10 protein-coding genes are annotated in these 12,711 nt (G+C 69.4%); 6 read left to right on the top strand and 4 right to left on the bottom strand.

Features of this window, described 5'->3' with window-relative positions; translation table 11 throughout:
* The 3 genes from MKK55_RS13630 to MKK55_RS13640 all read left to right on the top strand — a co-directional run.
* A partial coding sequence (locus tag MKK55_RS13630; protein ID WP_243935247.1) for a pilus assembly protein occupies positions 1–495 on the top strand: 495 nt, incomplete at its 5' end.
* 8 nt (positions 496–503) lie between these two features.
* Complete coding sequence (locus MKK55_RS13635) at positions 504–1,154, top strand: TadE/TadG family type IV pilus assembly protein (RefSeq protein ID WP_243935249.1); 651 nt, start codon at positions 504–506, stop codon at positions 1,152–1,154.
* 32 nt (positions 1,155–1,186) lie between these two features.
* Complete coding sequence (locus tag MKK55_RS13640; RefSeq protein ID WP_243935250.1) at positions 1,187–2,839, top strand: pilus assembly protein TadG-related protein; 1,653 nt, start codon at positions 1,187–1,189, stop codon at positions 2,837–2,839.
* Here the strand turns inward: MKK55_RS13640 and MKK55_RS13645 are convergent, their stop codons facing one another.
* Positions 2,840–5,512: an MGH1-like glycoside hydrolase domain-containing protein gene (locus tag MKK55_RS13645; protein ID WP_243935252.1), complete on the bottom strand. Its 2,673-nt coding sequence runs from the start codon at positions 5,510–5,512 to the stop codon at positions 2,840–2,842.
* 191 nt (positions 5,513–5,703) lie between these two features.
* Here MKK55_RS13645 and MKK55_RS13650 point away from each other — a divergent pair, with 191 nt between their 5' ends.
* Positions 5,704–6,678 carry a phosphoribosylaminoimidazolesuccinocarboxamide synthase gene (locus MKK55_RS13650; protein ID WP_243935253.1) on the top strand — a complete coding sequence of 325 codons (975 nt, stop codon included), beginning with the start codon at positions 5,704–5,706 and terminating at the stop codon, positions 6,676–6,678.
* Positions 6,679–6,749: 71 nt separating this feature from the next.
* Here MKK55_RS13650 and MKK55_RS13655 read toward each other — a convergent pair whose 3' ends face one another.
* Complete coding sequence (locus MKK55_RS13655) at positions 6,750–8,111, bottom strand: nucleotide sugar dehydrogenase (RefSeq protein ID WP_243935255.1); 1,362 nt, start codon at positions 8,109–8,111, stop codon at positions 6,750–6,752.
* Positions 8,112–8,300: 189 nt separating this feature from the next.
* On the opposite strand from MKK55_RS13655, the gene MKK55_RS13660 reads away from it, so the two are divergent.
* On the top strand, positions 8,301–8,843 hold the full coding sequence (locus MKK55_RS13660) for a hypothetical protein (protein WP_243935257.1): 543 nt from the start codon (positions 8,301–8,303) through the stop codon (positions 8,841–8,843).
* 128 nt (positions 8,844–8,971) lie between these two features.
* On the opposite strand, the gene MKK55_RS13665 is transcribed toward MKK55_RS13660, so the two are convergent.
* Positions 8,972–10,441, bottom strand: coding sequence for a sensor histidine kinase (locus MKK55_RS13665; RefSeq protein WP_243935260.1), 1,470 nt, complete (start codon positions 10,439–10,441; stop codon positions 8,972–8,974).
* A 49-nt stretch (positions 10,442–10,490) separates the two neighbouring features.
* A complete protein-coding gene (locus MKK55_RS13670; RefSeq protein ID WP_243935262.1) occupies positions 10,491–11,192 on the bottom strand; it encodes a response regulator transcription factor in 702 nt (233 codons plus the stop codon).
* A 300-nt stretch (positions 11,193–11,492) separates the two neighbouring features.
* Here MKK55_RS13670 and MKK55_RS13675 point away from each other — a divergent pair, with 300 nt between their 5' ends.
* A complete protein-coding gene (locus MKK55_RS13675) occupies positions 11,493–12,701 on the top strand; it encodes an oxalate decarboxylase family bicupin (RefSeq protein WP_279596175.1) in 1,209 nt (402 codons plus the stop codon).
* Positions 12,702–12,711 lie beyond the last annotated feature (10 nt).

Below are 12,711 nucleotides of genomic sequence, written 5' to 3' on the forward strand. Positions count from 1 at the left end.
GCGCTGGTCGGCGCGATCATCCAGATCGCGTTCGTGATCTGGGCCGGCCAGAACTTCGACCGCACCGTCCAGAACGCGGTGCGCGGCCTGTTCACCGGCCAGTTCCAGATCGCCAACAGCGGGACGACCAGCGCGGCGGTCCTGCTGCAGAAGCTCAACGACGCGATGTGCGGAACCGGCGCCAACCGGGCCTTCACGTTGTTCGACTGCTCGAGCGTGAAGATCGACGTGTCGCTGGCGAGCTCGTTCGCGGCCGGGTCGAGCGCGACGCCGATGAACGCCACCACGAGGACCTGGAACAACGGCTTCGGGACGAGCTACGCCTGCGCGAAGCCGGGATCGATCGTCGTCGTCACCGCGGCCGTGAAGGTGCCGGTGTTCTTCAGCCTGCTCGACCTCGCCCAGATGAGCTTCGCCGACGGGACGCATCTGCTGCAGTCCACGGCCGTGTTCCGCACCGAGCCGTACCAGACCACCGCCTCGACCGGATGCTGAGGGCCGGGATGGTGCGGTGTTCCCCTCTTCATAGCTCAGGCGCGTCCGAGCGGGCCTTCGCCCGGTTCGCACGCGCGTCCGGCGGCGTCTCCGCGATCGAGTTCGCGTTGATCCTGCCCGTGCTGCTCGCGATCTTCGTGGGCCTTTCGGAGTACGCCCACGCGGTCGACAACTGGCGGAAGGTCACGCAGCTCGCCCGGACGGTGTCCGACCTGACTGCGCAGGGCGACGCCCAGAACCCGATCGACGCGTCGCTGATGCGCGACATCCTCGCCACCTCGACCCTGGTGCTGAAGCCGTTCGACGCCAGCGGCGTGAAGATCGTGGTGAGCGCGATGGCGGTCGACCTCACGAACCTCAACCTGATCCCGCGGGTCTGTTCCAGCACCGCCAACGCCAACGCGTCGCCCCGCGCCACGGGCGCCGCCTCCGACCTCACCGTGCCGACCGGATTCCGCACCAACGGGGTCCGCTACGTCCTCACCGAGGTGAGCATGCCCTACACGCCGATGCTCGGCTCGGCGCTGGTCAAGCTCGTCAACGGCGCCACGAGCACGATCACGCTCAAATCCAGCATGCCCTGGCCGGCGCGCGGCGGGCAGCCCGCCAAATCCACCTACACCGAAGTCTGGATGCCGGGAGGCGCAGCATGCCCGTGACCCCGGCCCGCTCGACACCTCGAAGGATCTCGATGCGCCGACATCTCGGCCGCTTCGCGCGGCAGCGCGACGGCAACGTCGTCCTGCTGTTCGGGCTGCTCGCGCTGCCGCTCCTCGGCTTCACCGGCGCCGCGATCGATTACGGCTTCGCCACCTACATGGAGACCAAGCTCCAGGCCGCGACCGACGCCACCGCCCTCGCTTTGTGCCAGACGCCGATGGCGACGACGAACCTGGCTCTCCAGGCCCAGGCCGTCGCGATGATGACGGGCTACATGGGCGCGACCGGCCTCACGGTCGACCCGCTGGCGGTGACGGCGAACCCGCGCCAGATCACCCTGACCACGCACATGGTCTCGCCGGTCTTCTACAGCCGCATCACGGGCGTGACGGCCCCGCGCCCGGGCGGGTCGGCGCGCTGCGCCACCCCGGTGCCCAAGACCTTCGAGATTGCCCTGGTGCTCGACAACACCGGCTCGATGGCGGAATCGAGCGGCGGCCAGAGCAAGCTCCAGGCGGTGCAGACGGCGGCGACGAACTTCGTCAACTACGTCTACACGAACACCGCTTTCGCGACGGGAACCAAGATCTCGATCGTACCGTTCGCGGCCTCGGTCGCCTTGAATCCCACGGCCTACCGCTACGCGACCTGGATCGATCAGAACGCAAGATCCTCCTACCATTGGGACAACGTGCTTTCCCCGGCGGGGTCCGGTTTCACCAACCGTTTCGATATCTTCACCAAATTGCAGGCCGCTTATTCCGGTTGGGGTTGGGGCGGGTGCTTGGAGACCTTGCCCTATCCGCTGAACGTGCAGGATGGCGCGCCATCGAGCTCGAATGCCGATTCCTACTACGTCCCGATGTTCGCGCCCGATGAGCCGGGCAATGGCGGTACCGGCTATCGCGACTACAATGGCAGTCGCAGCTACAACAGCTACATCGACGACTCGACGTCGAGCTCATCCTGTCAGAGCCAGTCCAATGCGTCGTTCTTCGATACGGAGGGTCGGGCATGCAAGTACGTCAGCCCGAAGAACGCCTCGCCGACGAATTCCAATTCCTCAACGAAGGTGCCGAACGGGCCGAACTTCGGCTGTACGACGCAGCCGCTCCAACGCCTGACCAGCGACACCTCGGTGCTGAAGACGACGATCAGCGGCATGACCGCCCTCGGCTCGACGAACATTCACGAGGGCATGATGTGGGGGTGGCGTACGCTGTCTCCGATCAGCGTCTTCGCGGACGGCGCCGCTTACTCGTCGAGCACCGTCAACAAGATCATCATCCTGATGACGGACGGCGCGAACAGCTGGGCGACGAATGGGTCCTCCTCCAACGGCTCGCTGTACTTCGCTGCCGGCTACGTCAAAAACGTCGACGGCACCGGACCGGCATCGAGGCTCGTCCCGGGCACGCCGACCGTGAACGATGCCGACAGCGCACGCGATGCCGTCGACGCGTTGACCGCGTCGGCTTGCAGGAACGCGAAAGCCACGGGCATCTCGATCTACACGATCGGTTTCAGCGTCCCGTCGGATCCCATCGATCCGCAGGGCCTGAAGTTGTTGAGCGACTGCGCGACGACGGCGTCCCAATCGTTCGTCGCCAACGATTCGAACAGCCTCATCTCGGCCTTCAACCAGATCGCGGCCAGCATCGGCACGCTGCGGCTCACCCAGTAGTCACGAGGCGCCCGAGGGCGACAGCGCGTGGATCGGACCGAGCGCGCATTGCTGGATCAGCAGCGCAACCAGGCCCGACCAGCCGGTTTGATGCGAGGCGCCGAGGCCCCGGCCCGTGTCGCCGTGGTAGTACTCGTAGCAGAGCACGTGGTCGCGGAAATGCGGGTCCTCCTGCTCCAGCCTGCTCGTCGCCTGGAACGGGCGCGTCCCGTCCGGCCCGCGGGTCGAGAGCCCGATCATGCGGTTCGCCAGCTCGTCGGCGATCTCCTGCAGCGACAGGAAGGTCCCTGAGCCGGTCGGGGCCTCGACCCGGAAGTCGGGCCCGTAATAGCGGTGGAACCGGCGCAGGCCGTCGATCAGCAGGTAGTTGATCGGCAGCCAGATCGGCCCGCGCCAGTTCGAGTTCCCGCCGAACAGCCGCGTCCGCGACTCGGCCGGCTCGTAGGGCAGGGTCAGGTCGGCCCCGTCCCAGACGAAGTGGAACGGCGTGCGCTCGTAGACCTTGGAGACGCCGCGGATACCGTGCGGCGACAGGAACTCGCCTTCGTCGAGCATCCGCCGCAGCAGCGCCTTGAGGCGATGGCCGCGCAGCAGCGACAGCAGGGCCGTGCCGCCTTCGCCCGGCTCCTGCCAGCGCGAGACCAGGGATGCGAGGTCGGGCCGGTTCTCCAGGAAGAAGCGCAGCCGCTTCTGCAGCCCGGGCAGCTTCACCAGGTCGGTCTCGCGCAGCACGGCGACCGCGCAGATCGGGATCAACCCGACGAGGGTGCGGGCGCGGATCGGGATGCGCTCGCCGCCCGGCGTCTCGATCACGTCGTAGAAGAACTGGTCAGCCTCGTCCCAGAGGCCGCCCCTGCGCGCGGCGGCATCGGCGATCAGCAGGAAATGCTCGAAGAACTTTTCCGCCATGTCCTCGTAGGCGGGATCGCGCAGCGCAAGCTCCACCGCAATCCGCATCAGCTCGAGCGCGTTCATCGCCATCCAGGCGGTCGCGTCCGACTGCGTCAGCGCCCCGCCCGCGATCGGCTTCGAGCGGTCGAACAGGCCGATGTTGTCGAGCCCGAGGAAGCCGCCCTGGAACAGGTTGCGCCCGGATGCGTCCTTGCGGTTCACCCACCAGGTGAAATTCATCGTCAGCTTGTTGAACACCCGGAGCAGGAAGTCGTGGTCCGGCCGCCCGGTCAGCGCCTGGTCGAGGGAGAACACCCGCCACGCGGCGAAGGCGTGCAGCGGCGGATTGGCATCGGAGAAGTTCCACTCGTAGGCCGGCACCTCGGCATTGGGGTGGCCGTAGGCGTCGTCGAGCAGCAGCAGGATCTGCCCCTTGGCGAAATAGGGGTCGATCGTCGCGAAGACGAGGCTCTGGAGCGCGAGGTCCCAGGAGGCGAACCACGGGTATTCCCAGGCATCCGGCATCGAGATGATGTCGTGCGCCCGCACGTGGCGCCAATCGGCGTTGCGGCCGGCCTTGCGCGTCTCGGGCGGGGCCGGCTGGGCCGGGTCGCCGTCGAGCCACTCGCGCACGTCGTAATGGTAGAGCTGCTTCGACCACAGCATCCCGGCCAGGGCCTGGCGCTGGACCGCCCGGCGGTCGGCATCCGCGATGTCGGCCTGCAACGCGGCGTAGAATGCGTCGGCCTCGGCGATGCGGGCGGAAAACACCGCGTCGAAGTCGGCGAAGGCGTCGCCGGACGCCTCCGCGATGCGGAAGCGCAGGCGCACGCTTTGCTCGCCGCCCGGCGCGATGGTCAGCCGGTGCACGCCGGCGCATTTGGTGCCGGACCGGTCAGGATTGACCGCGTCCATCTCCCCGTCGACCACGCGACGGCCGATTCCGTCCTTCGGGTATCCGGATTGCGGCGCGCCGAACAGGCGGTGGGCGTTGGTCTCGTTCTCGCAGAACAGCCATTCCGGTGCCCCGTCGGCATGGAGCCGCATCGCCGGCATGGCATGGTGGACGGCGAGCACGGTGCCGTCGGCGGCGAGCCGCAGGTCGGGGCGCGGGCCGTTCGCCCACGACCACGTGTTGCGCGAGAACAGCTGCGGCAGCAGCGCCAGCGTCGCTTCATCCGGGCCGCGGTTGATCGCGGTCACCCGCATCAGCACGTCGTCGGGCCCCGCCTTGGCGTACTCGATGGTGACGTCGCAGTAGCGGCCCGCGTCGAACAGGCCGGTATCGATCAGCTCGAACTCGCGGTCGTCGAGGCCGCGGCGCGCGTTCTCCTCGGTCAGGCGAGAATACGGAAACGCGTCGTGCGGGTACTTGTACAGCATCCGCATGTAAGCGTGGGTCGGGACGCCGTCGAGGTAGTAGTACAGCTCCTTGACGTCTTCGCCGTGATTGCCCTCGGCATTGGTCAGGCCGAATAGGCGTTCCTTGAGGATCGGGTCGCGGCCGTTCCATAGGGCGAGCGACAGGCACCAGTTCAGGTCCTTGTCGGCGAAGCCGCCGATGCCGTCCTCGCCCCAGCGATAGGCGCGCGAGCGGGCATGGTCGTGGGGCAGGTAGTCCCAGGCCTCGCCGTCGGCGCTGTAATCCTCCCGCACCGTGCCCCATTGCCGATCGCTGAGATACGGCCCCCACAGGCGCCAGGCGGGGTCGGTCCGCGTCTCGGCGAGGCGGCGCCCCTCGACGGTCTCGAAGATGCGCGGCGGCCGATGGGTGTGGGACACGTCGAAAATCCCTCGCTTCACGTTCGTCGGATCGAGCCGGACCTGCGGACCGCGCGCAGGTCGGAGCGGTTTCATGGGCGGCGCCGTCCTGCAAGGCTCGCGCCCCACATCGGAGGCGGGGGCTGGTCACGCCGCGTGCGCTGGTTCACACCGCGTCCGGTCATCCGCGCAGCCTGATGGAGCAACCCGGTTTGGACACGGCATCCCTCGCCCCGCACGCCCACCAAGTCCTCGAGGACGCGACGCTGCCGGAATGGCCGAACCATTATCGCGGCAAGGTGCGCGACAACTACGACCTGCCGGACGGGCGCCGCATCCTGATCAGCAGCGACCGGATCAGCGCCTTCGATCGGGCGCTCGCCGCGATCCCCTTCAAGGGCCAGGTGCTGACGCAGACCGCCCGCTACTGGTTCGAGGCGACCGCCGACCTCTGCCCGAACCACGTCCTCGCCTATCCCGACCCGAACGTGCTCGTCGGGCAACGCCTCGACATCCTGCCGGTGGAGATCGTGGTGCGGGGCTACCTCGCCGGCAGCACTGCGACCTCGATCTTGACGCAGTACAAGGCCGGCGCGCGCACGATGTACGGCCATACCCTGCCGGACGGGATGCGCCCGAACGAGCGGCTGCCGCAGGCGATCATCACCCCGACCACCAAGGCCGCCGACGGTGCCCATGACGCGCCGCTGACTGCCGACGCGATCCTGGGCCAGGGCCTGCTCACGCCGGCGCAGTGGCGGACCGTGTCGGAGACGGCGCTCGCGCTGTTCGCCCGCGGCCAGGACCTCGCGGCGCGGCGCGGGCTGATCCTCGCCGACACCAAGTACGAGTTCGGCACCGACGCCGACGGCCGCATCGTGCTCGCCGACGAGATCCATACCCCCGACAGCAGCCGCTACTGGTTCGCGAAGACCTATCCCGAGCGCTTCGCCGCCGGCGCGGCCCCGGAGAGCTTCGACAAGGATTTCGTCCGCAACTGGGTGGTGGCGCGCTGCGACCCCTACAACGACCCGATCCCGGAAATCCCGGCCGAGATCGTGCTGGAGACGGCGGCCGTCTACATCAACGCCTACGAGACGATCACCGGCGCCACGTTCACCCTGCCGGACCAGGCCGAGGTGCCGCTCGACCGCATCCGCCGGAACCTGAAGGCGTATCTGACTTAAGAGGTCGGATCGAACCGGAAGGTCGGGTGCGTTTCCCCCCCGCAAAGGAGGGAGGGAAGACCGCGCCGCCATCACGCCGAGATCACGATCTTCGCGGTCAGCCCGCGGCTGCGAAGCGCGTTGCGGCAATCGACGACGATCCGCGCGCTCCCGCAGATCGCGGGGTAATCGACCGCGTCGTGGTCGGTCACGATCAGCACGGCGTCGAACGATGCCGGCGTCCCGTCCGTCAGCGCGACCGATCTCGCGCCCTGTAGCGTCCTGTATTCCCGCGTCGCGGGAACCGCGGGCACGAACGGATCGTGGTAGGCGACCCGCGCGCCGCGCGCCTCCAGCATCGACCAGAGCCTGAGCGCCGGGCTCTCGCGGATGTCGGAGATGTTCTTCTTGTAGGCCAGGCCGACGATCAGGATCCGGCTGCCCGACAGGCCGCGTCCGGCGTGGGTGTCGAGCGCGCGGATCAGCTTGTCGAGCACGAAGCCCGGCATCTGCTGGTTGATTTCGCCGGCGAGCTCGATGAACTTCGTCGCGATCCCGAACTCGCGCGCCTTCCACGTGAGGTAGAACGGATCGATCGGGATGCAGTGCCCGCCGAGGCCGGGGCCCGGATAGAACGGGGTGAAGCCGAACGGCTTGGTCTTGGCCGCCTCGATGACCTCCCAGACATCGATCCCCATCGCGTCGAAGATCACCTTCAGCTCGTTGACTAGGGCGATGTTGACGGCGCGGAAGATGTTCTCCGTCAGCTTCGTCGCCTCCGCCGTCGCGGTGGACGACACCATCACCGTGCGGGCGACGAACGGCGCATAGAGCGCCTCGGCGAGCCGCGCCGCCGCGGGGCCGTCGCCGCCGACGATCTTCGGGATCGTCGCGGTGCTGAAGGCGCGGTTGCCGGGATCCTCGCGCTCGGGCGAGAAGGCGAGGAAGAAGTCCGATCCGCTGCGATAGCCGGTGAGCGCCTCGAGCAGCGGTCGCACGACCTGATCGGTCGTTCCCGGCCAGGTGGTGGATTCGAGCACGACCAGCTGCCCCGGCCGCAAGCGCTTCGCGATCTCCTGCGTGGTCGTGCGCACAAACGACAGGTCGGGCTCGCGCTGCCGGGTGAGCGGCGTCGGAACGCAGATCAGGATCGCGTCGACCTGCGCCAGGTTGTCGAAATCGGTCGTGGCGCGGAAGCGGCCGCTTCCCGCCATCGCCGCCACCGCCGGCGCCGGAATGTGCTCAAGATAGGTCTCGCCGCGCATCAGCATCGCCGGCTTGTCGGCGTCGATGTCGAAGCCGACGACGGCGAAGCCGGCCTCCGTCGCCGCGAGGCAGAGCGGCAGGCCGACATAGCCGAGCCCGACGACCCCGATGGTGGCGGCGCAGCGCTCGAAGCGCGCGGCGATCGCGTCGATCGAGACGTGGGGGCCGGCGGCTGGGTCTTCGGTCATCGCATGCGTTCCAGCGCCGGGCTCGTCGCAGCGGCCCGGCGATCGTGTCTTACCCGGTCCGCGGCCTCAGGCCAGGGCGTCGGCATCCGCAGGGCGGTTTTCCTGACGTACAGATGGCAATGCCCTTGCCGGTCTTGACCCGTCTTGGCGCCTATGAGTTATGGCCCCCATTCGAGAGTAGAGGCGGCCATGGCAGAAGATCACACCATCACGAAGGCACTTGCGGAAATCAGCCAGCGCCGTGATCTCCTTCAGGCCGAGTACGAGCGGATCGGGACCGAGCTGGCAAAGCTGCAGATGGCCGAGGGGGCGCTGCGGTCGATCGTCGACAACACGCCGCTCGACGCCGCCGTGTCGCTCGGCGATGGCCCGGCCCGAAGGAGCACCGAGCGCGTCGCGACGCCCGGCCAGACCTCGACGCGCGGCCCGCGCGGGCCCCGGGCGAACTCGGCGAAGGGCCGGCTCCGCGCCCTCCTGGAAAGCGCCGGCCCGCAGGGCCTGTCCACCGCCCAGATCGCGCAGCGCCTGCCCGACGTCGCGCCGGCCACGCTGAACGCTTACCTCAGCACCATGGCCTCGGGCGGCGAGGCGATCCGCCGGGGCGACTTCATCAGCATCGCCAAGGCGACGTCCGCCGACGCGGATGCGGAGGCCGATGCGGAACTCGAGAACGAGGACGCGTCCGAGGACGAGGCGGCTTCGGAGACCGACGAAGCGACCGCCGAGAGCTGAGAACGCGCAGCCCGCCATCGTGCCGGTCGCTGGCCGACGCACCGGCGGGTGACGGTCGCCGCGGTCGGCCGATCCGCGCTTCGTCGCGCAGGCCGCCCTGTCCCGGCCGGCGAAGGTCGCCGTCGCGATCAGACCCCGCCCTCCGACGGAGCGTCCGGGCTCTGCCGGTTCGCGGCGCCCGCCGCCGGCAGGGCGATCGCCACGCGCAGGCCGGGCGCGTTGTCCTCCAGCGTCAGGCGCCCCTGATGCAGGCGCACGACGGCGGCGACGAGGCTCAGGCCCAGGCCGAAGCCCGGTGCCGATCGGGCGTCCTCCAGGCGCACGAAGCGGTCGAGGACGCGCCCGCGCTCGGCTTCCGGGATGCCCGGGCCGCGATCGGCCACCGTGACGACGATCTCCGCACCGATCCGCGACGCCGCCATCACGATCCCGCCCGGCGACCCGCCGCGGGCCTCGGCGCCGTACTTGATCGCGTTGTCCAGGAGGTTGGCGAGCGCCTGCCCCGCCAGCTCGCGGTTGCCGTCGACGATCAGGCCGTCCGGCGCCGACACGTCGAGGCGCTGGCCGCGCTCCTCGGCCAGCGCCTCGTAGAGCTCGCCGATCGCCCGCACGGACGGTCCGAGATCGAACGGCGCCATCATCTCGCGGGCGTTGCCCGCCTCGAGCCGCGCGATCATCAGGAGCGCGTTGAACACCCGGATCAGGCCGTCGCTGTCCTCGATCACCCCGTCCAGCGCCGCGCGCAGGGCGTCCGGCGAGCGCTCGCCGCGAAGCGCCTCGTCCGCGCGGTTGCGCAGGCGCGTCAGCGGCGTCTTCAAGTCGTGGGCGATGTTGTCGGAGACCTCCCGCAGGCCGCGCATCAGCTCGCCGATCCGCTCCAGCATCAGGTTCAGATTCTGGGCGAGGCGATCGAGCTCGTCGCCGTTGCCCGCGACCGGCAGGCGGCGGCCGAGATCGCCCGCCATGATGGTGCCGGCGGTCTCGGTCATCGCGTCGACCCGCTTGAGGACCCGGCCGGCGACCACCCAGCCGCCGATCACGCCGAGCAGCACCACGACCGCGAGCGAGGTGCCGAAGGTGCTGGCGATCACCCCGCGCAGGCGGTCGCGCTCCTCGACGTCGCGGCCGACGAGCAGCCGGAAGCCGCCGGGCAGCGTGAAGATGCGCACGATCGCGCGATGGGTCTCGCGCCCTTGCGTCTCGCGGCTGCGGCCGTAGACGGTCTCCGCCTGTCCCGGCGTCGCCAGCACGCTCGCGGGCAGGTCGCCGACGTTGCCGACCACGTGGTCGCCGTTGGCCGTGGTCACGAGGTAGAGCGAGGCGCCGGGCTCGGCCGCCCTTCGCTCGACCGCGGAGATCAGCCGGCGCAGGCCGCCGCCGTTGTACTGCTCGGCGAGCCCGTTGATCTCGGCGTCGATCGTCGAGACGATCTGGTCGTCGAGGACGCGACGGGCGCTCCAGGCGATGGTGCCGAGCGCCACCCCGGCGCAGGCTGCGAACACGACGAGGTACGCGATCGACAGCTTGAACGCCGTCGTCCGGAACAGCTTCTGGATGCGGACGAAGGCGCTGTCCGGGGTCGGGACGTGCGGCGTCACGGGACGAGGATGCCGGCGATCGCGCGGGCTCGATCCGTCCTCGCGGGCATCATGATGGCGGCCGCGCCTCGTCGGCGCGCAGGATGTAGCCGGCGCCGCGGATCGTGTGGATCATCGGCGTGCCGAAACCCTTGTCGAGCTTGGCCCTGAGGCGCGAGACGTGCACGTCGATGACGTTGGTCTGCGGGTCGAAGTGATAGTCCCAGACGTGCTCCAGGAGCATGGTCCGGGTCACGACCTGGCCGGCATGGCGCATCAGGTACTCCAGCAGCCGGAACTCGCGCGGCTGCAGGGCGACGTCCTGGCCCGCCCGCGTCACCCGGTGGGAGAGCCGGTCGAGCTCGAGGTCGCCGACGCGGTAGGCGGTCGCCTCGGCGCTCGCGGCGGACGAGCCGCCGCGCCGGGCCAACACCTCGACGCGGGCGAGCAGCTCCGAGAAGGCGTAGGGCTTCGGCAGGTAGTCGTCGCCGCCGGCGCGCAGGCCCTTCACCCGGTCGTCCACCTGCCCCAGCGCCGACAGGATCAGCACCGGCGTCGTCACCCTCTGCTCGCGCAGGGAGCGGATCAGCGAAAGCCCGTCGAGCTTCGGCAGCATCCGGTCGACGATCAGCACGTCGTAGGCGCCGTCGCAGGCGAGGCCGTAGCCGTCGAGGCCGTCGGTCGCGTGGTCGGCGAGGTGCCCGGCCTCCCGGAACGCCTTGACGAGGTAGGAGACCGCCTCGCGATCGTCCTCGATGATCAGGAGCCGCATGGGTTCGGTCCATAGCGCGGACCGGGACGGGGCGGAATGGGCTTGGACGGTCACGGTCGGGCTGCCCTCCATCATTCGGTCGTCCGCATCCTGCACCCGCCCGGATGACCGGGAGATCGCGAGAAGATGACCGTTCGGACAGGTTCGCCCGCCACGCGTTGCAGCCATGCCGGGAATGGCGGGATCGGATCGCAACCATGCGGCTTGTCCTGCCGCGCACGCCGTCGCCACGCCGACGATCCACCGACGGACCCGGGCCAGGCGACGGCGCAGGACCCATCGCATCCACTGACAGGCCGCATGAACGACATCTCACGCCGTACCCTGATCGCCGCCGGCACCGCGCTCGCCGCCGGCGGTGCCCGCGCCGCCGAAGGGCCGATGCCCGAGCGCGACGGCAAGGGGGCGGACATCCTCGGGCCGCGCAACCCCGCCCGCGAGGCCGAGGATCCCTACACCGTGGCGCCGCCCGCCACCGACCACGGCACGATGCCGAACCTGAAATGGTCGTTCGCCGACAGCCACATGCGCCTGGAGGAGGGCGGCTGGGCCCGGCAGACCACGGTGCGCGAGCTGCCGATCTCGAAGGCGATGGCGGGCGTGAACATGCGCCTGAAGGCCAACGCTGTGCGTGAGATGCATTGGCACAAGGAGGCCGAGTGGTCCTACATGATCAAGGGCCGTGCCCGGATCACCGCCATCGATCCGGACGGGCGGACCTTCGCGGACGACGTCGGCGAGGGCGACCTGTGGTACTTCCCCTCCGGCATCCCGCACTCGATCCAGGCGCTGGAATCCGACGTCGACGGCTGCGAGTTCCTGCTGGTGTTCGACGATGGCGGCTTCTCGGAAGACTCGACCTTCCTGATCACCGACTGGCTGGCGCACACCCCGAAGGAGGTGCTCGCCAAGAACTTCGGCCTGCCGGAAAGCGCCTTCGCGAACATCCCCGAGCGCGAGCTCTACATCTTCCCCGGCCCGAAGCCCGGCCCGCTGGCGGGCGACCGAATGGGGGGCGCCGGCCCGATCCCGAAGTCGTTCAGCCACCGGATGCTGGCGCAGGAGCCGATCCGCACGAAGGGCGGAACGGTGCGGATCACCGATTCGACCAACTTCCCGGCCTCGGAGACGATCGCCGCGGCGCTGGTCGAGCTCGAACCCGGCGCGATGCGGGAATTGCACTGGCACCCGAACGGCGACGAGTGGCAGTACTACCTCTCCGGCAAGGGGCGGATGACGGTGTTCGGCTCGGAGTCGAAGGCGCGGACCTTCGACTACCAGGGCGGCGACGTCGGCTACGTGCCGTTCGCCATGGGCCACTACATCGAGAACACCGGCGACACGCCGCTGACCTTCCTCGAGATGTTCAAGAGCCCGCGCTACGCCGACCTGTCCCTGCGCCAGTGGATGGCGCTGACGCCGCACGCGCTCGTCCAGGCCCACACCAAGCTCGATCCGAAGCTGATCGACGGGCTGTCGGCGAAGAAGGGCCCCGTGGTGCCGCTCTGAAGCGGCGCCC

Source organism: Methylobacterium sp. J-059, from assembly GCF_022829485.1.
GTDB lineage: Bacteria > Pseudomonadota > Alphaproteobacteria > Rhizobiales > Beijerinckiaceae > Methylobacterium.